Origin of the sequence: Rhizobium sp. WCS2018Hpa-16, assembly GCF_031843705.1 — a bacterium.
Classification (GTDB): Bacteria; Pseudomonadota; Alphaproteobacteria; order Rhizobiales; family Rhizobiaceae; genus Agrobacterium; species Agrobacterium tumefaciens_C.
The window spans coordinates 69,806-94,833 of record NZ_JAVTIX010000004.1 but is presented as its reverse complement, the minus strand read 5'-3'; the positions used below and the strand labels follow the sequence as shown (position 1 = coordinate 94,833).

Genomic DNA, 25,028 nt, shown 5'->3' with positions numbered 1-25,028 from the left:
GATGCCGCTGGTGTCCGCGCATGAGGCGCGTTGATGAAGCCATTGCCCGATTACCATCACAGTGTCGTTGAGCAACTCAACGCATTGATCGCATCTGGTACCCTCAAAGCCGATACGGCACAGATGGATGTGGCAACGCGGCTTGATCGCATTCTGACCGATCTTAAAATTCGCAAGCCCGCGAGGAAGAAAAGCGCTCTTGGCTGGCTGTTCGCCAAGAAGGCGGGCCCTGCCGCGTCTGTGAAAGGTCTTTACGTCCATGGCAGCGTCGGGCGTGGCAAGACCATGCTCATGGACATGTTCTTCCATCTGGCGCCGGTAGAAAAGAAACGTCGCTGCCATTTCCACGAATTCATGGCCGATGTGCACAACCGCGTTCATGCGCATCGTCAGCAACTCAAAAACGGCGAGACGAAGCAGGCGGATCCCATTCCGACCGTCGCTGCGCAATTGCTGGCTGAAGCGGAACTGCTTTGCTTTGACGAATTTTCCGTCACCGATATTACCGATGCGATGATTCTCGCGCGCCTGTTCACCGAGTTGTTTGCCAATGGCTGCACACTGGTGACGACATCCAACGTGTTGCCGGACAATCTCTATAAGGATGGGCTGAACCGCAGCCTGTTTCTGCCTTTCATCGATCTGTTGCAGCAGCATGTTGAAGTCGTAACACTTGATAGCCCGACCGATTATCGGATGGAGAAGATCAAGAGCCTGCCGGTTTATGTCACGCCACTGGGGCCTGAGGCCGATCAGGCCATGGATGACGCCTGGGATCATTTGACCGAGGGACATGTCACCTCTCCCACAGAGATCAAGGTGAAGGGGCGCTCCGTCCGCGTGCCAGCGGCTGCGGGCCGTGTTGCGCGGTTTTCCTTCTCGGATCTGTGCGAAAAGCCGCTCGGGGCATCCGACTTTCTGGCGATTGCCCATCGCTTCGACACGGTTTTTCTCGATCATGTGCCCTTGCTCAGCGCCGACCGGCGCAACGAGACGAAGCGGTTCATTATCCTGATTGATGCCTTCTACGACCAAACGGTCCGTTTGATCGTGTCTGCCGCAGCGATGCCCGAAGACTTGCTCGGCAAGCGCAAAGGCACCGAGGGTTTCGAATTTGACCGGACTGCGTCGCGCCTGTTTGAGATGCGCAGCGCTGATTACCTTGCGCTGCACAATGAGAAACGCCAGCAACATGACGATTTGGTAACATAATTTCTTACGTTTACGTAAGTTATTTATGATCTAAACGATTGAAAATGTTACGCTCGAAAGTATCTATTGCCATTTATGGCCAATAACGATAAGTCGAGTGCGACAATTTAGAGCTGTCATGCATTGACGGCGAAATTAAATTGAAGCTTGAGAGGAAGCATTCGATGTCTCGCAAAAAGATTGCACTTATTGGTTCTGGCATGATCGGCGGCACACTGGCCCACTTGGCCAGCCTGAAGGAGCTGGGCGATATCGTCCTCTTCGATATCGCTGACGGCATTCCGCAGGGTAAGGGTCTGGATATTGCCCAGTCCGGCCCAGTCGAAGGTTTCAATGCCAAGCTGACCGGCGCGTCCGATTATGCTGCCATTGAAGGCGCGGATGTTTGCATCGTCACTGCCGGCGTGGCGCGCAAGCCAGGCATGAGCCGCGACGATCTTCTCGGCATCAACCTCAAGGTCATGGAACAGGTCGGCGCTGGCATCAAGAAATATGCTCCAAACGCTTTCGTCATCTGCATCACAAACCCGCTCGACGCAATGGTTTGGGCTTTGCAGAAGTTCTCCGGCCTGCCGAAGAACAAGGTCGTCGGCATGGCTGGCGTTCTCGACAGCGCGCGTTTCCGCCTGTTCCTGTCTGAAGAATTCAACGTTTCCGTTCAGGACGTGACGGCATTCGTTCTCGGTGGTCACGGCGATACCATGGTGCCTTTGGCGCGTTACTCCACGGTCGGCGGCATTCCGTTGACGGACCTCGTCAAGATGGGCTGGCTGACAGCCGAGCGCCTTGAAGAAATCGTTCAGCGCACGCGTGATGGCGGTGCGGAAATCGTCGGCCTGCTCAAGACCGGCTCTGCCTACTACGCACCTGCCGCGTCCGCGATCGAAATGGCTGAATCTTACCTCAAGGACAAGAAGCGCGTTCTGCCTGCTGCGGCCTACCTCTCGGGTCAGTACGGCGTCAACGACATGTATGTCGGCGTACCAACGATCATCGGTGCAGGCGGTATTGAGCGCATCATCGAAATCGAACTCAACAAGGGCGAGGAAGCTGCCTTCCAGAAGTCCGTCGGCGCGGTTGCTGGTCTTTGCGAAGCCTGCATCAACATTGCTCCGTCGCTGAAGTAATTGCCTGACGCATCGGCCTGGAAATCGAAATCGATTTCCTAAAGCGCGCTGCGTAGATTCAACAGTTTAGAGCGTCCTTCTGCATCTGAGGATGCAGAGCGTTCTAAGTGGCTACAAACAGGGATTAATCCATGAATATTCATGAGTATCAGGCCAAAGCGCTTCTGAAGGGCTATGGTGCGCCAGTGGCCGAAGGGGTTGCTATTCTCAAAGTTGAGGAAGCCGAAGCTGCGGCAAAGCAGCTTCCTGGCCCACTTTACGTCGTCAAGAGCCAGATTCACGCTGGTGGTCGCGGCAAGGGTAAGTTCAAGGAACTCGGCCCTGACGCAAAGGGCGGCGTTCGTCTTGCCAAGTCCATCGAGGAAGTCATTTCTCACGCCAAGGACATGCTGGGCAACACGCTGGTTACCGCTCAGACCGGCGATGCCGGCAAGCAGGTCAACCGTCTCTACATCGAAGACGGCGCCGATATTGACCGCGAACTTTACTGCTCGCTGTTGGTAGACCGCTCGGTCGGCCAGGTCGCATTCGTGGTTTCCACGGAAGGCGGCATGGACATCGAAGCTGTTGCGCATGACACGCCTGAGAAGATCCACACGATTGCGATCGAGCCTGAAGCTGGTGTGACGGCTGAGAACGTTGCTGCGATTTCGAAGGCTCTCGAGCTTTCGAGCGCTGCTGCCGAAGACGCAAAGGCGCTCTTCCCTGCGCTCTACAAGGCCTTCGTCGAAAAGGACATGGCGCTTCTGGAAGTCAACCCGCTGATCGTCATGAAGGACGGCCATCTGCGCGTTCTCGATGCCAAGATGTCTTTCGATGGCAACGCGCTTTTCCGCCACGATGACGTCAAGCTTCTGCGCGATGAAACCGAAGAAGACGCCAAGGAAATCGAAGCCTCCAAGTGGGACCTCGCCTATGTGGCGCTCGATGGCAACATCGGCTGCATGGTCAATGGTGCCGGTCTTGCCATGGCAACGATGGATATCATCAAGCTGTACGGCAAAGAGCCTGCAAACTTCTGCGACGTCGGCGGTGGCGCTGGTAAGGAAAAGGTTGCGGCTGCGTTCAAGATCATCACGGCTGACCCGAAGGTCGAGGGCATCCTCGTCAACATCTTCGGCGGCATCATGAAGTGCGACGTTATTGCCGAAGGCGTTATCGCTGCGGTGAAGGAAGTCGGCCTGACGGTTCCACTCGTCGTGCGTCTCGAAGGCACCAATGTCGAACTCGGCAAGAAGCTCCTGAACGAATCGGGTCTTGCGATTACGGCTGCTGACGACCTGGACGATGCAGCCAAGAAGATCGTTGCGGCGATCAACGGCTAATTGAGGGACTGGAAATAATGTCTATTCTTGTAAACAAAGACACCAAGATCCTCGTTCAGGGTCTGACCGGCAAGACCGGCACATTCCACACCGAACAGGCGCTTGCTTATTACGGCACGCAGATGGTCGGCGGTATTCACCCCAAGAAGGGTGGCGAAACATGGACCGGTTCCAAGGGTGAAAGCCTGCCGATCTATGCTTCCGTTGCTGAAGCCAAGGAAAAGACCGGCGCTGACGCATCGGTGATTTACGTGCCGCCAGCAGGCGCTGCAGATGCGATCATCGAAGCCATCGAAGCGGAAATTCCGTTCATCACCTGCATCACCGAAGGCATTCCGGTCATGGATATGGTCCGCGTCAAGGCTCGCCTCGACCGCTCCAAGTCGCGCCTGCTCGGCCCTAACTGCCCAGGCATCATGACACCCGAAGAATGCAAGATCGGCATCATGCCGGGCTCCATCTTCCGCAAGGGTTCGGTTGGTATCGTTTCGCGCTCCGGCACACTGACCTACGAAGCCGTGTTCCAGACATCGAACGAAGGCCTCGGCCAGACAACGGCTGTTGGCATTGGCGGCGACCCGGTCAAGGGTACCGAGTTCATCGACATCCTGGAAATGTTCCTCGCTGACGAAGCAACACAGTCGATCATCATGATCGGCGAAATCGGTGGTGCTGCGGAAGAAGAAGCAGCGCAGTTCCTGATCGACGAAGCCAAGAAGGGCCGTAAGAAGCCAATGGCAGGCTTCATCGCTGGTCGTACCGCACCAAAGGGCCGCACCATGGGCCACGCCGGTGCTGTCGTTTCCGGCGGCAAGGGTGACGCGGAATCCAAGATCGCTGCGATGGAAGCAGCTGGGATCAAGGTTTCGCCATCCCCAGCACGCCTTGGCAAGACACTGGTCGAAGTCCTCAAGGGCTGAGATATCACGAATTTGGCAGCGGGCAGGGGTCGTTAACGACAGCCTGCCCGCTGCCGCAGGAAAGACTGGCGCGAAAGCGTCAGAGAAATAAAGCGGCAGGCCGAAACGGTCATCAACGGGATTGAGGAGGCGGGCGAATACGTCCGCGAAAACACCATGGCAAGGCAAGACGCCAACGAGCAGTTTCAGATCACGTCGTTTCTAGACGGCGCGAATGCAGCCTATATCGAGCAGCTCTACGCCCGGTACGAGGAAGATCCTTCCTCCGTTTCTCCAGAGTGGCAGAGCTTCTTCAAAGGGCTTTCCGACAATCCTGAAGATGTGAAGAGAGCCGCACAGGGTGCATCCTGGCAGCGCTCCAACTGGCCGATCGCCGCCAATGGCGAGCTGATTTCGGCGCTGGATGGCAACTGGGCCACCGTTGAAAAGGTTATCGAGAAGAAGGTTCAGGCCAAGGCGGAAGCCAAGAGCGCTGAAACCGGCAAGGGCGTGAGCGAAGCCGAAGTTCTGACAGCGACACGCGATAGCGTGCGCGCCATCATGATGATCCGTGCTTACCGCATGCGCGGCCATTTGCACGCCAAGCTCGACCCGCTTGGCATTGCCAGCGCCGTTGAAGATTATAACGAATTGTCTCCGAAGTCCTACGGCTTCGAAGAAAGCGATTACGACCGCAAGATTTTCATCGATAACGTTCTAGGTCTCGAATACGCGACCGTTCGTGAGATGATCGAGATTCTTGAGCGTACCTACTGCTCGACGCTCGGTGTCGAATTCATGCATATTTCGAGCCCGGAAGAAAAGGGCTGGATTCAGGAACGCATCGAAGGCCCGGACAAGGGTGTTGCTTTCACCGCCGAAGGCAAGAAAGCGATCCTGTCCAAGCTGGTTGAAGCCGAAGGCTACGAGCAGTTCCTCGATGTTCGCTTCAAGGGCACCAAGCGTTTCGGTCTCGATGGTGGCGAATCACTCATCCCGGCTCTGGAACAGATCATCAAGCGTGGTGGTCAGGATGGTCTCGAAGAAGTCGTACTGGGCATGGCGCACCGTGGCCGCCTCAACGTTCTCACCAACGTCATGGGCAAGCCGCACCGCGCGGTGTTCCACGAATTCAAGGGTGGTTCGTTCAAGCCTGACGACGTTGAAGGTTCCGGCGACGTGAAGTACCACCTTGGTGCATCGTCCGACCGCGAATTCGATGGCAACAAGGTTCACCTGTCGCTGACGGCCAACCCGTCGCACCTTGAAATCGTCAACCCTGTTGTCATGGGCAAGGCCCGCGCCAAGCAGGACCAGCTTGCCAAGGTGTGGGATGGCGATACCATTCCGCTGTCCGAGCGCGCCAAGGTTCTGCCATTGCTGCTGCATGGCGATGCTGCCTTTGCTGGTCAGGGTGTGGTTGCCGAAATTCTCGGTCTGTCCGGCCTGCGCGGTCACCGCGTTGCTGGCACCATGCACTTCATCATCAACAACCAGATTGGCTTTACGACGAACCCCGGCTTCTCGCGGTCTTCGCCCTATCCGTCAGACGTTGCAAAGATGATCGAAGCGCCGATCTTCCACGTTAATGGTGATGATCCGGAAGCTGTGGTCTATGCGGCCAAGGTTGCAACCGAATACCGCATGAAGTTCCATAAGCCGGTCGTCATCGACATGTTCTGCTACCGCCGCTTCGGCCACAATGAGGGCGATGAGCCGTCCTTCACGCAGCCAAAGATGTACAAGGTTATCCGCGCTCACAAGACGGTCGCGAACCTCTATGCGGAACGCTTGATTGCCGAAGGTCTGCTGACTGACGGTGAATTCGAAAAGATGAAGGCCGATTGGCGCGCCAATCTGGAGCAGGAATTCGAAGCAGGCCAGAGCTACAAGCCGAACAAGGCCGACTGGCTTGATGGTCAGTGGTCGGGTCTGCGCGCTGCTGATAACGCAGATGAGCAGCGTCGTGGCAAGACCGGCGCTCCGATGAAGCAATTGAAGGAAATCGGTCGCAAGCTGTCGACCATTCCTGAAGGTTTCAAGGCGCACAAAACCATTCAGCGCTTCATGGAAAACCGGGCCAACATGATCGAGACCGGTGAAGGTCTTGACTGGGCGATGGCTGAAGCCATGGCATTCGGTTCGCTCGTGGTGGACGGACACAAGATCCGTTTGTCCGGTCAGGATTGCGAGCGCGGCACCTTCTCGCAGCGTCACTCGGTTCTCTACGATCAGGAGAGCGAAGAGCGCTACATTCCGCTGGCAAACCTCGCGCCAACGCAGGCTCGCTACGAAGTCATCAACTCGATGCTGTCTGAAGAAGCCGTGCTCGGGTTCGAATACGGCTACTCACTGGCGCGTCCGAATGCGCTGACGCTTTGGGAGGCCCAGTTCGGTGACTTCGCCAATGGTGCGCAGGTCGTGTTTGACCAGTTCATCTCGTCCGGTGAACGCAAGTGGCTCCGCATGTCCGGTCTCGTCTGCCTTCTGCCGCATGGCTATGAAGGTCAGGGTCCGGAACACTCGTCTGCCCGTCTGGAACGCTGGTTGCAGATGTGCGCCGAGGACAATATGCAGGTCGCAAACGTGACCACGCCGTCCAACTACTTCCACATCCTTCGCCGTCAGGTGAAGCGCGACTTCCGCAAGCCGCTGATTCTGATGACCCCGAAGTCCCTGTTGCGCCACAAGCGTGCGACGTCTTCGCTGACGGAGCTGGCTGGCGAATCCTCGTTCCACCGCCTGCTGTGGGATGATGCGGAAGTAATCAAGGACGGTCCGATCAAGCTGCAGAAGGATTCCAAGATCCGTCGCGTCGTGCTGTGCACCGGCAAGGTCTATTACGACCTTCTGGAAGAGCGCGAGAAGCGTGGCATCGACGACATCTACCTGCTGCGTATCGAGCAACTCTATCCATTCCCGGCCAAGGCGCTCATCAACGAGCTGTCCCGCTTCCGCAACGCCGAGATGGTCTGGTGCCAGGAAGAGCCGAAGAACATGGGTGCGTGGTCGTTCATCGACCCTTATCTGGAATGGGTTCTCGCCCATATCGATGCCAAGTACCAGAAGGTCCGTTACACGGGTCGTCCGGCTGCGGCATCGCCAGCAACGGGCCTGATGTCCAAGCACCTCGCGCAGCTCGCGGCATTCCTGGAAGACGCGCTGGGAGAGTGAAAACTCTCCCGCCTGCACCCTTCACAACCGATATTTGATGAAACGGAACTAGATCATGGCCACTGAAATCCGCGTACCAACCCTCGGCGAGTCCGTCAGCGAAGCGACTGTCGGCACCTGGTTCAAAAAGGTTGGCGATACCGTCAAGGCTGACGAGCCGCTGGTAGAGCTGGAAACCGACAAGGTTACCGTTGAAGTCCCAGCGCCTGCTTCCGGCGTTCTCACAGAAATCGTTGCACAGAACGGCGAGACCGTTGGTCTTGACGCGCTGCTCGGCCAAATCGCTGAAGGTGCAGCCGGCGCTGCTCCATCCGCACCTGCGGCTGCACCGGCAAAGGCTCCAGAAGCTGCACCGGCTGCTGCTGCACCTGCCGCTGTTTCTTCTGCACCAAGCTCCATGCCACCAGCACCGGCTGCTGGAAAGCTGCTTGCTGAAAACAATCTGTCGGCCGATCAGGTTGACGGTTCCGGCAAGCGTGGCCAGGTCCTGAAGGGTGATGTTCTGGCAGCTGTTGCCAAGGGCACATCCGCTCCTGCAGCAGCACCTGCTGCTGTTTCCGCGCCACGTCCGGCTTCTTCCGAGGGCGATGCTGTGCGCGAAGAGCGCGTGAAGATGACGCGCCTGCGCCAGACCATTGCGCGCCGCCTGAAGGACGCACAGAACACAGCCGCGATGCTGACCACTTACAATGAAGTGGACATGACTGCGGTCATGGAACTGCGCAATCGCTACAAGGACGTGTTCGAGAAGAAGCATGGCGTCAAGCTCGGCTTCATGGGCTTCTTCACAAAGGCTGTGACGCACGCTCTGAAGGAACTGCCAGCCGTCAACGCTGAAATCGATGGCAACGACATCATCTACAAGAACTATTGTCACGTCGGCATGGCTGTCGGCACGGATAAGGGCCTTGTGGTTCCTGTTATCCGCGATGCCGATCAGCGCTCCATCGCTGGCGTTGAAAAGGAACTGGGTCGTCTTGCCAAGGCAGCACGCGATGGTTCGCTGGGCATGGCAGACATGCAGGGCGGCACCTTCACCATCACCAATGGTGGTGTCTATGGTTCGCTGATGTCCTCGCCGATCCTCAACGCGCCACAGTCCGGTATTCTGGGCATGCACAAGATCCAGGATCGTCCGGTTGCCATTGGCGGTCAGGTCGTGATCCGTCCGATGATGTATCTCGCGCTCTCCTACGATCACCGCATCGTTGATGGCAAGGAAGCCGTGACATTCCTCGTTCGCGTCAAGGAAAGCCTTGAGGATCCAGAGCGTCTGGTTCTCGATCTCTGATCGAACTTGCTTTTTCCATCAGCGGGGTTTCAACTGGAGTCCCGCTGATACTGTTTCAGGAGCCTGCATATGCAGCCCACGTTTCTTGCCGCATCACCTTTTTTGCCCCTCATCGGGATAAGCGTCCTTATTCTGATTGCCCATATCGTCTTGCAGGCCATGGCCGCGACGAAGGAGTTCGGTTCGCAATGGAATGCCGGTCCCCGGGACGAGGGTAAAAAAGTCGAGGGCAAGCTGGCGGGCAGAGCTGAGCGTGCCAGTGCAAACTTCCGGGAAACCTACCCGGCATTCATAGCATTGGCCTTTGGTGTGATCATGGCGGGCGATCCGGCCGGACTGGCGCTGATCGGCGCTTGGCTATGGATCATCTGCCGCATCGTCTATATCCCGCTCTATCTGGCAGGCATTCCATATATCAGGTCTCTGGTCTGGATCGGCTCGATGATCGGACTTTTGTTGATGCTGTTCGTGTTGCTGTTCTAGGGGACGTTTGATGCATCCATATCTGATCGAGCTCGCATCCCTGATGGCGATCTTCTCTTTTGCGATCGTGTCGCCAGGGGCTGACCTTGCCATGGTCATGCGTCAGGCCATCGTGCATGGACGCCGCCAGGCCATCATCACAAGCTTTGGCGTCGGCACATCGTTGATGTTCCATGTGACTTATACCATCCTTGGCCTCGGACTGATCATTTCCCAATCCGTCTACCTGTTTAACATCGTGAAATGGTTCGGCGTTGCCTACCTGATCTATATCGGCGTCAAGTCGCTGCGCGCCAGCAAGACCGATATGACAGTCGCGACAAATGAAGGTGATGAACCGCGCCTAAGCGAGCAATCTGCCGTCAAGGCCTTCACGCTGGGCTTTGCTGCCAATGCGCTCAACCCGAAGCCGGTGTTTTTCTTTCTGTCCATCTTCTCGACGGTGGTCGGTGCTCACACGCCTATCGCCATCAAATTCGGTTACGGCCTTGTCATGGCCAGTTGCCTCATCGTCTGGTTCATCGCTGTCAGCATGTTCATGACGACGCCGCGGATGCGCGCCGCTTTCGGTCGCGCCAGCCAATGGATTGATCGCACCAGCGGCGTGGTGTTCATTGCTCTTGGCATCAAGCTGGCAACGGAAAAAGCCGCCTGATATTGCGGCCCGGAGGATTGAACACATGATCGATGGACCCGTTCTCGTTGTCACCGGTGGCAGCCGCGGCATTGGCGCGTCCGTGGCTTTGAAAGCGGCTGAGCGCGGCTGGCGTGTTCTGATCAATTACGTGTCCAACGAAGCCGCGGCGCAAGCTGTTGCCGGCGAGATTGCCGACAAGGGCGGTGTTGCCCGCATCATCAAGGGCGATACGGGCCATGAAGACGGCATTGCTGCTATTTTCAAAGCGGTTGACACTGAGTTTGGCCGCATAGACGGGCTGGTCAACAATGCCGGTGTGGTCGATGTGACAGCGCGTGTCGATGAGTTTTCCCGTGAGCGATTGGACCGCATGTTCGCCATCAATGTGATTGGCAAGATTCGCTGCGCATCCGAGGCCGTCAAGCGCATGTCCACGCGGCATGGCGGGCAGGGCGGTTCCATCGTCAACATATCCTCCGCCGCAGCGGTGCTGGGCAGCCCCGGGCAATATGTGGACTACGCTGCCTCAAAGGGCGCGGTGGATACGTTCACGATTGGCCTTGCGCGCGAAGTCGCCAATGAGGGCATTCGCGTCAATGCGATCCGTCCCGGCATCATCGATACCGACATCCACGCGTCCGGCGGCTTGCCGGATCGCGCCAGAGATCTGGCCCATCTGGTGCCTATGCAGCGCCCCGGAACGGCCAGTGAAATTGCAGATTCGGTTTTATACCTGCTCTCGCCAGAGGCATCTTATGTCACTGGGGCAATATTGAATGTGAGTGGCGGCAGATAGACGCCAATAACGAAGGAAATTACAATGGCTTATGATGTAGTTGTTATCGGTACCGGCCCCGGCGGATATGTTTGCGCCGTCAAGGCAGCGCAGCTCGGACTGAAGGTTGCCGTAATCGAAAAGCGTGCGACCTATGGCGGCACTTGCCTCAACGTCGGCTGCATTCCGTCCAAGGCCCTGCTGCACGCATCCGAGGTCTTCGCGCATGTTGCCCATGGTGTGGACAGCCTCGGCGTTGAGGTATCTGCGCCTACGCTCAACCTCGACAAGATGATGGCGCATAAGGACGGCGTGGTGAAGGCCAATGTCGATGGCGTCGCATTCCTGTTCAAGAAGAACAAGATCGATACATTCCAGGGTCTCGGCAAGGTTGTCGGCGCTGGTAAGGTTTCGGTCACGAGCGACAATGGCGATGTGCAGGAAATCGAAACTAAGAACATCGTGATCGCAACCGGTTCCGACATTGCAGGCATTCCCGGCGTCCAGGTCGATATTGATGAGCAGGTCATCGTATCCTCCACTGGCGGCATTGCGCTGACCAAGGTGCCGGAAAAGATGATCGTTGTTGGCGGCGGTGTTATCGGACTTGAGCTCGGCTCGGTCTGGTCGCGTCTGGGCGCAAAGGTCACCGTCGTTGAATATCTCGACAACATTCTTGCTGGCATGGATGGCGAGTTGTCCAAGCAGGCGCAGCGTCTGTTTGCCAAGCAGGGCATTGATTTCAAGATGGGTGCGAAGGTCACCGCGGTTGAAAAGTCTGGTGATGGCGCCAAGGTCGTGTTCGAGCCGGTTAAGGGCGGCGCTGCTGAAACGCTCGACGCCAATGTCGTGTTGATTGCCACGGGCCGCAAGCCTTACACCGAAGGCCTTGGTCTGGCCGAAGCGGGCGTTGTTCTTGATAGCCGTGGCCGCGTTGAAATCGATGGCCACTACAAGACCAATGTCGAAGGCATTTATGCCATCGGCGACGTGGTCAAGGGTCCGATGCTGGCGCATAAGGCAGAAGACGAAGGCGTGGCGCTGGCAGAAATTCTCGCTGGTCAGCATGGCCACGTGAATTACGATGTCATTCCCGGTGTCGTTTACACCCAGCCGGAAGTCGCCTCTGTCGGCAAGACGGAAGAAGAACTGAAGGCTGCGGGCATTGCCTACAAGGTTGGCAAGTTCCCGTTCACGGCCAATGGTCGCGCACGCGCCATGCAGGTCACGGATGGTTTCGTCAAAATCCTCGCCGACAAGGAAACAGATCGCGTTCTGGGCGGGCATATTGTCAGCTTCGGTGCTGGCGAACTGATCCAGGAAATCTCCGTGCTGATGGAGTTTGGCGGTTCTTCGGAAGATCTGGGCCGCACCTGCCACGCGCACCCGACCATGTCTGAGGCGGTGAAGGAAGCAGCACTCGCAACCTTCTTCAAGCCAATCCACATGTAAGCTTTGATGCTAACGAAAAGGCCGCAACTCCCTCGGGATTGCGGCCTTTTTTATGCGCGATTTTTATCGTCAGCGTCAGCTTCTGATAGCGTGAAGATACTGGAAGTGCCGGTCATATTGCAGCAGCACGTCCTGAATGAGCTCTTCTTTTGTGAAGCCCATCACATCGTAATCCTGCCCGCCATCCGAAAGGAAAACTTCCGCCCGGTAATAATGCTCAGCCTTTTTGCGGCTGGATTGGCTTTCGAAGAAACTATAACCCGGTGTCGCATACCGGCGCAGGCGAATGCCATAGATGAACTCCTCCGTCTCACCTGGCATGACGGTCAGTCTTAGCCGGTCCTCTCCCTTGTCCACGGTTGAAACCAGCGAACGCTTCTCAAGCTCAAGCGCCACAGCTTCCAGCGCCGGTGTGACGGTATTGGTCAGGAAGGTTTCGGTCTCAGCCTTGCCCGGGTGGTGGAGAATGCCCTGCAACTGCCTCTGCCAGTTGGCAGACTGGCGAGGACGCAGGCTCTGGACCAGTGCGTTCTGGCGCAGACCTTCACGTTGCAGCCCCTTCCACAGACCCCAGCACATCAACAGCATGACAAAGGTGAAAGGCAGAGCACCGGCAATCGAAGCTGTTTGAAGAGCATCGAGGCCGCCGGTCGACAACAGGATCGCGCCAATGACACCTGAGACGATGGCCCAAAATACGCGGCGTGCTGTTGGGCCATCCTCGCGCCCACCCGATGTCAGCGTATCGATAACGAGTGCAGACGAATCAGCACCGGTGACGAAGAAGAACACGATCAGCACCATGGCAAACCATGAAACGTAGACGCCGAACGGGAATTGTTCGAGGAAGACGAAGAGCGCGAGTGTCACGTCCTGTCCGACAGCGTCGGATACTGCAGTGGTTGCTCCGGTCAAGTGCATGGAAATTGCCGTATCGCCGAACACCGTCATCCAGGCGAAGCTGAAGCCTGCTGGAACGAGCAAGACACCGGAGATGAATTCCCTGATAGTGCGTCCCCGTGAAATGCGAGCAATGAACATGCCGACAAAAGGCGACCAGGCAATCCACCAGCCCCAATAGAACAAGGTCCAGTCACCCAGCCATTCGCTCGGACCCGTATTGGGTGCATATGCATACATATAGAAGGTGCGCAGAACGAACTGGTCGAGATAGGCGCCAAGGTTCTGGACGAAAGCGCGCAGAAGGAAGGTCGTCGGTCCCATGACGAAGACGAACAGCATGAGGGCCACAGCCATCATCATGTTCAGGTTGGACAGAAACTTGATGCCCTTATCAAGACCTGTGGCAACAGACAGTGTCGCCATGCCGGTAATCACGACAATGAGCGGCAACTGGATCCAGAAACTGATCGGCCAACCGAGGATGTGGTTGAAGCCCGCATTGACCTGGAGCACGCCGAGCCCGAGCGATGTCGCGACGCCTAAGAGTGTGCCGATAACGGCGAAGATATCCACCGCATTGCCGATCGGGCCGTAGATCCGGTCTCCGATCAGCGGGTAGAGCGCCGAGCGCATGGTGAGCGGCAGGCCATGGCGAAACGAGAAATAGGCAAGCGACAGGCCGATAACGGCATAGACGGCCCATGCGTGCAGTCCCCAGTGGAAATAGCTGATTTCCATGGCGGTGCGGGCGGCTTCAACCGTTGCAGCATCGCCGACCGGCGGTGCAGTGAAGTGTTTGACCGGCTCTGCTACCCCGAAGAACACGAGGCCGATGCCCATGCCTGCGGCGAACAGCATGGAAAACCAAGCGCCATAGCTGTAATCGGGTTCGGAATGGTTGGGGCCGAGCTTGATCTTTCCGTGGCTGGAAAAGCCCAGATACAGCATGAAGATGAGAAAGACGGCGACCGATAGCAGGTAGACCCAGCCGAGTTCAGTGACAATCCATGACTGCGCACCGCTGAACACGGCGGCTGAGCCTTCCGGCGCAACAACTCCGGCAATGACGAAGGCCAGCGTCAGTGCGACCGACCAAATGAAAACCGGTTTGTTGACGCCCTCTGTCAAGCCTACGCGCTTTTGGGCTGACGGTTCCTCTTCTGCCATTCGTTCTTCCCCTCACAAAAAAACAAGCGTTCAGCAACGCAAAGCGCGCCGTTAGCAGGGGGAATGAATTGCGCGCGAGAAAGTTGCATGCGGCGCGAATTTGAAAAATTAGAATATTCTAATTTTACAGTGGGTTACGGAAATGTCAGACCTTACTGAACGGCAGTCAGCATAAAGCCTTTTTCACGCAGAAGCTCCACGACACCGACCTTACCAGGCAAGTGCAGCGCGCCCACAGCCATGAAGACATTGCCTTTTTCCAGATGCGGTGTGGCCCTATCCGCCATCACGTGGTTCCGGTCATTGATGACCCGCTGCTCAAACGCATCATACTCATTCTGGCGCTTAGCAACATTGTCATCGATGCTCTTCATCATCGGCATGATCATTGCTATCTCACCTTTGAGGTAGAGGTCGATCATCGTCGCCATGACGTCTTCCATGCGATCACCCAGTTCAAGCATGTCGATCAGCGATTGAACGTGAAAGGCCATGGGCAGATCGGACAAGGCCTCAATCTGCTCCAGAATGGTCTCAAGTCCTACCAGTTCTTTGCCATCGGCAAGCGCATCATTGGCAAGCTTCATATCGAGAAAGCTTGCGCCGCGTGCCTTGCGGGCGAATTCGCAGGCTGGAAGCGCAACGAAGCTCGACAATATCCACGGCTTCATTTTCATCACCGCGTTCAGCGGAATGCCGCGCTCTTTGAGGCCTGCTTCGAGCTTTGCAACATCATCCTTCGGCAGCAGGTCTGTGATGGATTTGCCATCGAGAAACATCATCAATTCGGGCTTGGCAAGAAGCTTGGCAGATGCCTGCTTTTCGTCGGTGATCTCATCGGATTCGACAATGACGGTTGCAGCCTTGTCGAAGGCGGCCTGAGCGCCCTGTGGCATGGCCAGCACGCGAGGATCGGAAATATGCATGGTGCCGAACAGCCAGGATGGCTCCACGCCCGGCTTTTCTATTTTCCAGAATGTGCCTTTGCCGTTTGGCACCGAGTTGGCCTCGGCAACAATCGCGTCATATGCCGCGGGATTTTTGGTCCGCATGTCGCCAAGAATATCACTTCCGGCGCAGGTGATGGCTGGCTCGGAAGCGTTCGCCTCCGTCAGCGACAGCAGCGTCAGGACGAGGACTGCGATGGCAACCACGTGCACGGATGCAAACAGCCACAGCAGCGCATCTCCAATGCGGCCCATCAGCAGCGATGTCATGTTTTGCGGTCTGGAAAGAACAATCATCGAATCACCCACATTTGCTGCCGTCGCTTATAAGAGGGGGTATTTGCATGGACGGTTAACGTGCTTGGTTAACAATGGGTTACCGGCCTTTTTCTCTTAAGCATCGCCAGCAAGCCTCTCCTTAAGCGCGAGGGTGGGCGTTATCATAAATCTCGAGCAACCTTGCCGTATCGACGCCCGTATAGATTTGCGTTGTGGAGAGGCTGGCGTGGCCCAACAATTCCTGAATGGTGCGCAGATCGCCGCCACCCGCCAGAAGATGGGTGGCGAAGGAATGGCGCAGGGCATGCGGCGTGGCATTGTCCGGAAGGCCGAATGCGCCGCGTAATTTCTGCATTTCCCGCTGGATGATTGCTGGCTGAAGCTTGCCGCCTCGCGCGCCAAGAAACAGCGGTTCGTTTGGTGCCACGTGATAAGGGCAGAGTTTGCTATAGGTTTCCACGGCTTCCAGAACCACCGGCAGAAGCGGCACGATGCGCATCTTGTTGCCCTTGCCGGTCACGCGCAGGCTGCGGGTTCCCCTGGTCAGATCGGCCGGTGTCAGATTAAGTGCTTCTGAAATGCGCAGGCCGCAGCCATAGAGCAGCGCCAGAACGGCGGCGTTGCGCGCTGCAATCCATGGCTCCTCTGCCAATTGTGCGTCCGTTGTGGTGATTTTAAGCGCCTGCCGGTCCGTCAGCGGTTTGGGTAAGGATTTGGGCTGTTTTGGCGAGCGCATGGCGGTTGCGCCCGCAGCATTCACGATGCCCTTCTTTTCCAGATAGCGCAGGAAAGACCGCAGCCCAGCCAGGTGGCGGCCGAGTGAGCGGGCGCCCGCACCTTCTTTTCGCCGGGATGCCAGAAAGGCGCGAAGATCGACGGGTCGCAGATTGGTGATATCCTTGATGCGCGTCGGATGGCCGATATAGCCCGTCATGAAGATGAGATATTGGCGTGTATCGCGCTCGTAGGCTTCCAGCGTATTGTCCGCCAGCCGCCGTTCGCCCTCCAGCGATGACAACCAGGCTTGCCGCTCGCTTAGGAGTTCCGGATCGGCAAAGGTGAGGATTTCTTCCAAGGCATATATCCCATCTTGTCAAACAGACCCTATATGATCGTTGTCTGCATTTGGTTAAAAGCATGAGGTGGGCTCATCCAAAAGGAAGATAGCGCTCTTTGAAAATCGATTCCGATTTCAGGTTCGTTGCGCTAAAGGTTCCCTTTTCCACCTCCAGAGGGCATTGTCGCCAGCATCATGGCAAAAGAATCGACCGATCTGTTCGGGGCGCTGTTTGATCAGCGCAAGCCCGCCTTGGCTGACCCTGTGTCGGCTGTACCCGTTCTGGTGCCATTGCCCGCGCCCGGACCCTACAGCTATGCGGTGCCAGCAGATATGGTGGTTGAGCCCGGTTCTATCGTGCAGGTACCATTGGGCCCGAGACAGGTCATCGGCGTGGTCTGGGATAAAAGCGATGGGGCAACCGTCGATCCCAAAAAGCTTCGGCCCATCACAAAGACCTTCGATTGCCCGCCCATGCGCGCGGAAATGCGCCGTTTCATTGACTGGGTCGCGGCCTACACACTCTCACCGCCAGGGCTGGTGGCGCGCATGGCGCTGCGTGCGCCTGCGGCCTTCGATCCCGAGCCGATGATCGAAGGTCTCAGGCTAACGGAAGCGCGCCCGGAACGTTCGACGCCAGCGCGAGAGCGGGTGCTTTCCCTTGCGGCTGAAGGCCATGCCTGGACCAAAAGTGGTCTTGCCAATGCAGCCGGTGTGTCCACCAGTGTGATCGATGGTCTGGCCAAGCAGGGCATTTTCGAGACTGTTTTTCTGCCCGCGCCCGCCGTCGTGGCAGAGCCGGACCCTGACTATACCGAACCCCGGCTGGAAGGTCCGCAGAAGCAGGCCGCATCCGAAATTCTGGATGATGTGAGAAAGGGCGGTTTTGCGGTTTCGTTGATTGATGGCGTTACAGGCTCCGGCAAGACCGAAGTCTATTTCGAGGCCGTTGCCGAGACATTGAGGCAGGGCAAGCAGGTGTTGATTCTGCTGCCGGAAATCGCGCTAACGGCATCGTTTCTCGACCGGTTTCAGGATCGATTCGGCTCCAAACCGGCGGAATGGCATTCGGATATTTCCCCGCGCATGCGTGAAAAAGTCTGGCGGCAGACCGTCACGGGTGAGGTGCGTGTGGTGGCCGGTGCGCGCTCGGCTCTTTTCCTGCCCTTCGATAATCTTGGCCTCATCATTGTCGATGAAGAGCACGACCCTGCCTACAAGCAGGAAGATCGCGTCTATTACAATGCGCGGGACATGGCGGTTGTCCGCGCGCGCATAGCCGATTTCCCCGTGGTGCTGGTCTCTGCCACGCCATCGGTGGAAAGTCAGGTCAACGGCACTTCGGGCCGCTATAATACCATCCATCTGCATACGCGGTTTGGCGATGCGGCAATGCCGGATCTTCATCTGGTCGATATGCGTCGGCACCCGCCGGAGAAAGGTGGATTTCTATCGCCGGTGCTGTTGCGCGGCATTACCAAGACACTGGAAAAGGGCGAGCAATCCCTGCTGTTTCTGAACCGCCGTGGTTACGCCCCGCTCACGCTGTGCCGGGTCTGCGGCCATCGCTTCCAGTGCCCGCAATGTTCCAGTTGGCTGGTGGAACACCGGTTTCGCAGTCAACTCCAGTGCCACCAATGCGGTCACAATCAGCCAACGCCTGACCATTGCCCGGAATGCGGCACCTTCGATCATCTGGCAGCCTGTGGTCCCGGCGTGGAGCGTATTGCCGAGGAAGTGGAAAAGCACTTCCCGGAGGCGCGGACAATCGTGCTCTCTTCCGATCTCATGGGCGTCAAGCGCCTGCGGCTGGAACTGGAAGCCATCGTCAAAGGCGAGGCGGATATCGTCATCGGCACACAGCTTGTCGCAAAGGGGCATAACTTTCCCCTGATGACGCTGGTCGGCATTGTCGATGCGGATATCGGGCTTGCCAATGGCGATCCACGGGCTGCCGAGCGCACGTTCCAGCTTCTCTCGCAGGTGACCGGGCGCGCTGGTCGAACTGGCCTCAAAAGCCATGGTCTTCTCCAGACCTACCAGCCGCAGCATCCCGTCATGCAGGCCATCGTCTCGGGTGACGCCGCCGCCTTTTATGAGCGGGAGGTGATCGAGCGGGAAAAGGCTCTGCTGCCGCCATTCGGCAGGCTCGCATCTGTCATTGTATCAGCCGATACGCGTGGCGAGGCCGAAACCCATGCCCGAGGCTTGCGCGCAGCGGCGCCGCCCGCCACCGGCATCATGTTGCTTGGGCCCGCCGAAGCGCCGCTTGCGCTGATCCGGGGGCGATACCGGTTCCGCCTGCTGGTGCATGGCAAGAGAAATTCTGACATGCAGTCCTTCATGCGCGCCATGCTGGGCAGCGGACCGAAAGAACGCGGATCGATCCATGTGCAGGTTGACATCGATCCACAAAGTTTTCTCTAGGATTCTTCCGATCATCCATCCGGCATGCCATAAGGCGGCAGGGAACGCTGATTTGGGGAGACCACATGGAATTCTATTTTCCGACCGAGTTTGGTGAGCAACTGGCCTTTTTGGCGGCTGCCACATCTGCGGTCATAGGCCTTGTCGTGATGTTTGCGCCGGGTCTTACATCCAGGCTATTCAGTGAAACACAAAACGCAGTACTGCCTGCCCCCTATGTGTTAGTGCGCTCTTACGGGGGTATGCAATTCGGGCTAGGTGTCGCGCCGCTGATCTTTGCCCAGAGCTGGACTTATATCGCAGTTGGTACCTCCTTCGCGGCTTCGTCGCTTGCAATTCTGATTTCTATCGTATTCGACAAAGGCGCAAATTTAAGGAATTGCCTACTTATGGTTGCACACCTTTTCCTCGCTGCACTGCCGTTGATGTACGTGTTTGGACTGGTCTGAGACGCTGCCTAACGATAACTTGTCTTTATTCACGCGCTTTTTTGCCGGAAGTCAGAAAATTAAGCGCCAACCCTCTTGCCCAAAAGACAGTTTCCGTTACTACGCGTGTTGCGAGTCCCGGCGTCCTATGCTAGACGGACCGCGAAATCGAGATAAGGCAGGGGGGAATTCCGGCCTTTTTCGGGGAAATTGAAACGATTTCAAGAATTTGGAAAGCTGATGAATCAGCTCCCCTTTCTTGGACGATTAGCAGGGAAAGAGTGCCCGTGGCAGATACCTCCCATGGAACATCCGGTGTAGCGGAAAGGTATGCGTCGTCGCTTTTCGAGCTTGCCTTGGGAGCTGGTGTCGTAGAATCGGTTGGTGCCGACCTCGACAAGTTTCAGGCCATGCTCAATGAGAGCGATGATCTGAAGCGACTGGTCACGAGCCCGGTCTTTTCGGCAAAGGAGCAGTCGAGTGCGATTGCTGCCATTACAGAGAAGGCTGGTATTTCCGGCCTGGCTGCAAATTTTCTAAAGGTCGTTGCTGGCAATCGCCGTCTGTTTGCCATTCCCGGCATGATCGTTGCCTATCGTGAATTCGTTGCCGCACATCGCGGTGAGATTACAGCCGAGGTTACCTCGGCCCATGCGCTGGATGAAGCGCAGGAAACTGAACTGAAGGCGGCGCTGAAGAGCGTTACTGGTAAGGATGTGAAGGTCGCTCTGACCGTCGATCCATCCATTCTTGGCGGTCTTATCGTCAAGGTTGGTTCACGCCAGACAGATACGTCTCTTCGCACCAAACTTTCCACCCTTAAGCTTGCACTGAAAGAGGTTGGCTGATGGATATCCGCGCCGCGGAAATTTCCGCAATTCTAAAAGACCAGATCAAAAATTTCGGCAACGAGGCAGAAGTCTCGGAAGTCGGCCAGGTGCTTTCCGTCGGTGACGGTATTGCGCGCGTTTACGGCCTCGACAATGTCCAGGCCGGTGAAATGGTCGAATTCCCAGGCGGCATTCGCGGCATGGCCCTCAACCTCGAAAACGACAACGTCGGTGTTGTTATTTTCGGTTCTGACCGTGACATCAAGGAAGGCGACACCGTTAAGCGGACCGGCGCTATCGTTGACGTTCCTGTTGGTCCAGAGCTTCTCGGCCGCGTTGTCGACGCTCTCGGTAACCCGATTGACGGCAAGGGCCCAATCAACGCTACGCGCCGTTCGCGCGTTGACGTTAAGGCTCCCGGTATCATTCCGCGTAAGTCGGTTCATGAGCCAATGTCGACAGGCCTCAAGGCTATCGATGCTCTCATTCCTGTCGGTCGTGGCCAGCGCGAGCTCGTCATTGGTGACCGTCAGACCGGCAAGACTGCCATCATTCTGGACACGATCCTGAACCAGAAGGCCATTCACGACAATGGTCCCGACAGCGAAAAGCTGTACTGCGTTTACGTGGCCATCGGTCAGAAGCGCTCGACTGTTGCTCAGTTCGTGAAGGTTCTGGAAGAGCGTGGCGCTCTGCAGTACTCCATCATCGTTGCTGCTACGGCTTCCGATCCTGCTCCAATGCAGTACCTGGCACCGTTTGCCGGTTGCGCGATGGGCGAATATTTCCGTGACAACGGCCAGCACGCGCTGATCGGTTACGACGACCTTTCCAAGCAGGCTGTCGCCTACCGTCAGATGTCGCTTCTTCTGCGCCGTCCTCCGGGCCGCGAAGCTTATCCTGGTGACGTTTTCTACCTTCACTCGCGCCTTCTCGAGCGCGCCGCCAAGATGGGCGACGATGCTGGTAATGGTTCGCTGACAGCTCTGCCTGTCATCGAAACGCAGGGTAACGACGTTTCCGCGTTTATTCCGACCAACGTGATCTCGATCACCGACGGCCAGATCTTCCTTGAAACCGACCTGTTCTATCAGGGTATCCGTCCGGCTGTTAACGTCGGTCTGTCGGTGTCTCGCGTTGGTTCTGCCGCTCAGATCAAGGCCATGAAGCAGGTTGCCGGTTCGATCAAGGGCGAGCTTGCCCAGTATCGCGAAATGGCAGCGTTCGCTCAGTTCGGTTCCGACCTTGACGCCTCCACACAGCGCCTGCTGAACCGTGGTGCACGTCTGACGGAATTGCTCAAGCAGCCACAGTTCTCTCCGCTCAAGACGGAAGAGCAGGTTGCGGTGATCTTCGCTGGTGTGAACGGTTACCTGGACAAGGTCGCTGTTTCCGACATCAGCAAGTTCGAGCAGGGTCTGCTGTCTTACCTCCGTTCGGAAGGTAAGGACATTCTCGACACAATCCGCACGGAAAAGGCTGTCAGCGACGACACCAAGGGCAAGTTGAAGACTGCTCTTGAGAACTTCGCCAAGTCTTTCTCCTGATTAGACTCGTGACTGGGACGGATAACGGATGCCTTCACTAAAGGATCTGAAAAACCGCATTGCCTCCGTAAAGGCGACGCAGAAGATTACCAAGGCGATGAAAATGGTCGCCGCGGCGAAGCTTCGGCGCGCCCAGGAAGCTGCGGAGGCCGCCCGGCCTTATTCGCAGCGCATGGGCGCCGTTCTTGCCAATATCGCTCAGGCGGTTGAGGCAGACGTTGCTCCGCTTCTGATGACCGGTACGGGCAAGGACGACGTGCATCTGCTCGTCGTCTGCACGGCTGACCGTGGCCTTTGCGGTGGTTTCAATGCGCAGATTTCCCGTTTTGCCCGTGATCGTGCCCGTAAGCTGATCGCAGAAGGCAAGACGGTCAAGATCATGACTGTCGGCAAAAAAGGCTACGATAGCCTGCGTCGCGAATTCGCATCCAACATCATCGAGCGCATTGAACTGCGTGAGGTGAAGCGGGTCGGTTTCGAGAATGCTGATGGTATAGCAAAGAAGATCATCGCGCGTTTCAACGCCGGTGAGTTCGATGTCTGCACTCTGATCTATTCCGAGTTCAAGTCGGTCATCAGCCAGATCCCGACTGGTCTGCAGCTCATTCCTGCTGCGGCACCTGCGGTCGAGGCTGAACAGTCTGCAAAGACAGCGATTTACGAATACGAGCCGGATGCGGCTTCCATTCTGGAAGACCTGATTCCGCGCAACATTTCGGTTCAGGTTTTCCGGGCTCTGCTCGAAAACGTTGCTGGCGAAATGGGTGCCAAGATGAGCGCGATGGATAACGCCACGCGCAACGCCGGTGAAATGATCAACAAGTTGACGCTTTCCTATAACCGTCAGCGTCAGGCTCAGATCACCAAGGAACTGATTGAAATCATTTCGGGCGCGGAAGCGCTCTGAGGTTAAGGAAAGAGGGTAAGGATAATGGCTAAGGCAGCTACCCCAAAGAAAACCACAGCGATCACTGGCGCGACCGGCAAGGTTACGCAGGTTATCGGCGCTGTTGTCGACGTGGCGTTCGAAGGCGACCTGCCTGCGATCCTGAACGCGGTTGAAACTGACAACAACGGTAACCGTCTGGTTCTCGAAGTCGCTCAGCACCTCGGCGAAAACGTCGTGCGTACAATCGCGATGGACTCGACCGAAGGTCTGGTTCGCGGTCAGGCCGTCCGTGATACGGGCGCTCCGATCACGGTTCCTGTTGGTCCTGAGACGCTCGGCCGTATCATGAACGTCATCGGCGAGCCGGTTGACGAAGCAGGTCCGCTGGCCACATCCGGCATGCGCGCTATCCACCAGGAAGCGCCTTCCTATGTTGAGCAGTCCACCGATGGCCAGATCCTGGTAACGGGCATCAAGGTTGTCGACCTTCTCGCTCCTTACGCAAAGGGCGGTAAGATCGGTCTGTTCGGCGGCGCTGGCGTTGGCAAGACCGTTCTGATCATGGAACTGATCAACAACGTTGCCAAGGCGCACGGTGGTTACTCGGTATTCGCTGGCGTGGGGGAACGTACCCGCGAAGGCAACGACCTTTACCACGAAATGATCGAATCCGGCGTGAACAAGCACGGCGGCGGCGAAGGCTCCAAGGCTGCTCTCGTTTACGGCCAGATGAACGAACCACCAGGTGCGCGCGCTCGCGTTGCTCTGACCGGTCTGACCATCGCTGAAGACTTCCGCGACAAGGGCCAGGACGTTCTGTTCTTCGTGGACAACATCTTCCGCTTCACGCAGGCTGGTTCCGAAGTGTCGGCTCTTCTGGGTCGTATTCCTTCTGCTGTGGGTTATCAGCCAACGCTGGCAACCGACATGGGCCAGATGCAGGAACGCATCACCACAACGACCAAGGGTTCGATCACCTCTGTTCAGGCCATTTACGTGCCTGCCGACGACTTGACCGACCCGGCGCCTGCAACATCGTTCGCCCACTTGGACGCAACGACAGTTCTGTCGCGTTCGATTGCTGAAAAGGGTATTTACCCTGCTGTCGACCCGCTCGACTCCACGTCGCGCATGCTCGACCCGATGATCGTTGGCGAAGAGCACTATGAAGTTGCCCGTAAGGTTCAGATGACCCTGCAGCGCTACAAGGCTCTCCAGGACATCATCGCCATCCTTGGTATGGATGAACTGTCTGAAGAAGACCGTCTGGCCGTTGCGCGCGCTCGTAAGATCGAACGCTTCCTGTCTCAGCCGTTCTTCGTGGCCGAAATCTTCACAGGCGCTCCCGGCAAGCTGGTTGCTCTCGAAGACACGATCAAGGGCTTCAAGGGTCTCGTCAACGGCGAGTATGACCACCTGCCAGAAGCTGCCTTCTACATGGTCGGTTCGATGGAAGAAGCCATCGAAAAGGCAAAGAAGATGGCTGCTGAAGTCGCCTAATCTAACAAAAGGGCGCGCGGCCAGCCACGCGCCCTTGTCTGTCGCGCAACAAAGAAGAAGTGAATAGCCATGGCCGACACTTTCAAATTCGAACTTGTTTCTCCCGAGCGTCTGCTCGTATCCGAGACGGTCACTGAAGTTGTCATTCCGGCCACGCTTGGCGAAATGACAGTTCTGCCGAACCATGCGCCTGTGATGACCACGATCAAGCCAGGCCTCGTGACGCTGAAGACCGCATCCGGCGAGACGCATAAATACGTCGTTTTCGGTGGTTTTGCTGACATCGTTCAGAGCGGCTGCACGCTGCTCGCCGAATCGGCCACATCTGCCGACGACATCACGCCTGATGATTTGCAGAAGCGCATCGATGCGGCGCGTGCTGAAATTCAGGACGGAAGTCATCATCACGAGCACCTGACCAAGCTCGAGAAACACCTTTATGAGTTGACGAACCTTCATGAGGTTCTCGTCGCCGCTTGAAAGCACCGGGCGGGTTCTTAAGAGCGCCGTCCACAAGCGAATAAACCTCAAGCGGCCTTAGGGCCGCTTTTTGCATTTTTGGTCGGCCATTGGTTTCAGTTCATTTGAGCTGCCAGTTTTCGAGCAATAGATACACATACTGGTTCATCGCACCGCATGAGGATCAGCGAAAGCGACCTTCACTCCCTTTCTACCAGCC

General features: G+C 56.9%; 20 protein-coding genes. 17 read left to right on the top strand and 3 right to left on the bottom strand.

Annotated elements, in window-relative coordinates; all coding sequences use genetic code 11:
- The first annotated feature begins 33 nt into the window (after nt 1-33).
- The 10 genes from zapE to lpdA all read left to right on the top strand — a co-directional run bounded on the left by zapE (nt 34) and on the right by lpdA (nt 12,375).
- Entirely contained in the window at nt 34-1,212 is a 1,179-nt protein-coding gene (zapE, locus tag RQI55_RS14480; RefSeq protein WP_243258035.1) for a cell division protein ZapE, read from the top strand.
- A 164-nt stretch (nt 1,213-1,376) separates the two neighbouring features.
- The gene (gene mdh / locus RQI55_RS14475) at nt 1,377-2,339 is read left to right on the top strand and encodes a malate dehydrogenase (protein ID WP_243258034.1); all 963 of its coding nucleotides are present in this window, start codon (nt 1,377-1,379) and stop codon (nt 2,337-2,339) included.
- 131 nt (nt 2,340-2,470) lie between these two features.
- Complete coding sequence (gene sucC / locus RQI55_RS14470) at nt 2,471-3,664, top strand: ADP-forming succinate--CoA ligase subunit beta (RefSeq protein ID WP_243258033.1); 1,194 nt, start codon at nt 2,471-2,473, stop codon at nt 3,662-3,664.
- 17 nt (nt 3,665-3,681) lie between these two features.
- On the top strand, nt 3,682-4,584 hold the full coding sequence (sucD, locus tag RQI55_RS14465) for a succinate--CoA ligase subunit alpha (RefSeq protein WP_243258032.1): 903 nt from the start codon (nt 3,682-3,684) through the stop codon (nt 4,582-4,584).
- 156 nt (nt 4,585-4,740) lie between these two features.
- Nucleotides 4,741-7,737, top strand: a complete 2,997-nt coding sequence (locus RQI55_RS14460; RefSeq protein ID WP_042620060.1) for a 2-oxoglutarate dehydrogenase E1 component — start codon at nt 4,741-4,743, stop codon at nt 7,735-7,737.
- Between the two features lie 55 nt (nt 7,738-7,792).
- Nucleotides 7,793-9,028 (top strand): 2-oxoglutarate dehydrogenase complex dihydrolipoyllysine-residue succinyltransferase, encoded by a 1,236-nt coding sequence (gene odhB / locus RQI55_RS14455; RefSeq protein ID WP_042620061.1) that lies wholly within the window; start codon nt 7,793-7,795, stop codon nt 9,026-9,028.
- Between the two features lie 69 nt (nt 9,029-9,097).
- On the top strand, nt 9,098-9,511 hold the full coding sequence (locus RQI55_RS14450; RefSeq protein ID WP_243258031.1) for an MAPEG family protein: 414 nt from the start codon (nt 9,098-9,100) through the stop codon (nt 9,509-9,511).
- Nucleotides 9,512-9,521: 10 nt separating this feature from the next.
- The gene (locus tag RQI55_RS14445; protein ID WP_192065373.1) at nt 9,522-10,166 is read left to right on the top strand and encodes a LysE family translocator; all 645 of its coding nucleotides are present in this window, start codon (nt 9,522-9,524) and stop codon (nt 10,164-10,166) included.
- A 25-nt stretch (nt 10,167-10,191) separates the two neighbouring features.
- Complete coding sequence (locus tag RQI55_RS14440; protein WP_243258030.1) at nt 10,192-10,944, top strand: SDR family oxidoreductase; 753 nt, start codon at nt 10,192-10,194, stop codon at nt 10,942-10,944.
- A gap of 24 nt (nt 10,945-10,968) precedes the next feature.
- Nucleotides 10,969-12,375 (top strand): dihydrolipoyl dehydrogenase, encoded by a 1,407-nt coding sequence (gene lpdA / locus RQI55_RS14435; RefSeq protein ID WP_243258029.1) that lies wholly within the window; start codon nt 10,969-10,971, stop codon nt 12,373-12,375.
- Nucleotides 12,376-12,450: 75 nt separating this feature from the next.
- On the opposite strand, the gene RQI55_RS14430 is transcribed toward lpdA, so the two are convergent.
- The 3 genes from RQI55_RS14430 to RQI55_RS14420 all read right to left on the bottom strand — a co-directional run bounded on the left by RQI55_RS14430 (nt 12,451) and on the right by RQI55_RS14420 (nt 16,746).
- Entirely contained in the window at nt 12,451-14,445 is a 1,995-nt protein-coding gene (locus tag RQI55_RS14430) for a BCCT family transporter (RefSeq protein ID WP_243258028.1), read from the bottom strand.
- 152 nt (nt 14,446-14,597) lie between these two features.
- Nucleotides 14,598-15,689, bottom strand: a complete 1,092-nt coding sequence (locus tag RQI55_RS14425; protein ID WP_243258027.1) for a TraB/GumN family protein — start codon at nt 15,687-15,689, stop codon at nt 14,598-14,600.
- A gap of 121 nt (nt 15,690-15,810) precedes the next feature.
- Nucleotides 15,811-16,746 (bottom strand): tyrosine recombinase XerC, encoded by a 936-nt coding sequence (locus RQI55_RS14420; protein ID WP_243258026.1) that lies wholly within the window; start codon nt 16,744-16,746, stop codon nt 15,811-15,813.
- A gap of 177 nt (nt 16,747-16,923) precedes the next feature.
- On the opposite strand from RQI55_RS14420, the gene RQI55_RS14415 reads away from it, so the two are divergent.
- The 7 genes from RQI55_RS14415 to RQI55_RS14385 all read left to right on the top strand — a co-directional run bounded on the left by RQI55_RS14415 (nt 16,924) and on the right by RQI55_RS14385 (nt 24,829).
- Nucleotides 16,924-19,155: a primosomal protein N' gene (locus tag RQI55_RS14415; protein WP_243258025.1), complete on the top strand. Its 2,232-nt coding sequence runs from the start codon at nt 16,924-16,926 to the stop codon at nt 19,153-19,155.
- A 65-nt stretch (nt 19,156-19,220) separates the two neighbouring features.
- The gene (locus RQI55_RS14410) at nt 19,221-19,604 is read left to right on the top strand and encodes a DUF4345 domain-containing protein (RefSeq protein WP_243258024.1); all 384 of its coding nucleotides are present in this window, start codon (nt 19,221-19,223) and stop codon (nt 19,602-19,604) included.
- A 260-nt stretch (nt 19,605-19,864) separates the two neighbouring features.
- The gene (locus RQI55_RS14405; RefSeq protein ID WP_243258023.1) at nt 19,865-20,431 is read left to right on the top strand and encodes a F0F1 ATP synthase subunit delta; all 567 of its coding nucleotides are present in this window, start codon (nt 19,865-19,867) and stop codon (nt 20,429-20,431) included.
- Entirely contained in the window at nt 20,431-21,960 is a 1,530-nt protein-coding gene (atpA, locus tag RQI55_RS14400) for a F0F1 ATP synthase subunit alpha (protein ID WP_042620071.1), read from the top strand. The genes RQI55_RS14405 and atpA overlap by 1 nt, the downstream gene beginning before the upstream one ends.
- Nucleotides 21,961-21,988: 28 nt before the next feature.
- Nucleotides 21,989-22,867, top strand: a complete 879-nt coding sequence (locus RQI55_RS14395; RefSeq protein ID WP_042620072.1) for a F0F1 ATP synthase subunit gamma — start codon at nt 21,989-21,991, stop codon at nt 22,865-22,867.
- 24 nt (nt 22,868-22,891) lie between these two features.
- Entirely contained in the window at nt 22,892-24,349 is a 1,458-nt protein-coding gene (gene atpD, locus RQI55_RS14390; protein ID WP_243258022.1) for a F0F1 ATP synthase subunit beta, read from the top strand.
- Nucleotides 24,350-24,418: 69 nt separating this feature from the next.
- Nucleotides 24,419-24,829, top strand: coding sequence for a F0F1 ATP synthase subunit epsilon (locus RQI55_RS14385; RefSeq protein ID WP_243258021.1), 411 nt, complete (start codon nt 24,419-24,421; stop codon nt 24,827-24,829).
- Nucleotides 24,830-25,028 lie beyond the last annotated feature (199 nt).

What these genes read in the sequence shown, in the direction of transcription:
- zapE (WP_243258035.1), top strand. Translation starts at nt 34, where the DNA reads ATGAAGCCATTGCCCGATTACCATCACAGTGTCGTTGAGCAACTCAAC.
- mdh (WP_243258034.1), top strand. Translation starts at nt 1,377, where the DNA reads ATGTCTCGCAAAAAGATTGCACTTATTGGTTCTGGCATGATCGGCGGC.
- sucC (WP_243258033.1), top strand. Translation starts at nt 2,471, where the DNA reads ATGAATATTCATGAGTATCAGGCCAAAGCGCTTCTGAAGGGCTATGGT.
- sucD (WP_243258032.1), top strand. Translation starts at nt 3,682, where the DNA reads ATGTCTATTCTTGTAAACAAAGACACCAAGATCCTCGTTCAGGGTCTG.
- RQI55_RS14460 (WP_042620060.1), top strand. Translation starts at nt 4,741, where the DNA reads ATGGCAAGGCAAGACGCCAACGAGCAGTTTCAGATCACGTCGTTTCTA.
- odhB (WP_042620061.1), top strand. Translation starts at nt 7,793, where the DNA reads ATGGCCACTGAAATCCGCGTACCAACCCTCGGCGAGTCCGTCAGCGAA.
- RQI55_RS14450 (WP_243258031.1), top strand. Translation starts at nt 9,098, where the DNA reads ATGCAGCCCACGTTTCTTGCCGCATCACCTTTTTTGCCCCTCATCGGG.
- RQI55_RS14445 (WP_192065373.1), top strand. Translation starts at nt 9,522, where the DNA reads ATGCATCCATATCTGATCGAGCTCGCATCCCTGATGGCGATCTTCTCT.
- RQI55_RS14440 (WP_243258030.1), top strand. Translation starts at nt 10,192, where the DNA reads ATGATCGATGGACCCGTTCTCGTTGTCACCGGTGGCAGCCGCGGCATT.
- lpdA (WP_243258029.1), top strand. Translation starts at nt 10,969, where the DNA reads ATGGCTTATGATGTAGTTGTTATCGGTACCGGCCCCGGCGGATATGTT.
- RQI55_RS14430 (WP_243258028.1), bottom strand. Translation starts at nt 14,445, where the DNA reads ATGGCAGAAGAGGAACCGTCAGCCCAAAAGCGCGTAGGCTTGACAGAG.
- RQI55_RS14425 (WP_243258027.1), bottom strand. Translation starts at nt 15,689, where the DNA reads ATGATTGTTCTTTCCAGACCGCAAAACATGACATCGCTGCTGATGGGC.
- RQI55_RS14415 (WP_243258025.1), top strand. Translation starts at nt 16,924, where the DNA reads ATGGCAAAAGAATCGACCGATCTGTTCGGGGCGCTGTTTGATCAGCGC.
- RQI55_RS14410 (WP_243258024.1), top strand. Translation starts at nt 19,221, where the DNA reads ATGGAATTCTATTTTCCGACCGAGTTTGGTGAGCAACTGGCCTTTTTG.
- atpA (WP_042620071.1), top strand. Translation starts at nt 20,431, where the DNA reads ATGGATATCCGCGCCGCGGAAATTTCCGCAATTCTAAAAGACCAGATC.
- RQI55_RS14395 (WP_042620072.1), top strand. Translation starts at nt 21,989, where the DNA reads ATGCCTTCACTAAAGGATCTGAAAAACCGCATTGCCTCCGTAAAGGCG.
- atpD (WP_243258022.1), top strand. Translation starts at nt 22,892, where the DNA reads ATGGCTAAGGCAGCTACCCCAAAGAAAACCACAGCGATCACTGGCGCG.
- RQI55_RS14385 (WP_243258021.1), top strand. Translation starts at nt 24,419, where the DNA reads ATGGCCGACACTTTCAAATTCGAACTTGTTTCTCCCGAGCGTCTGCTC.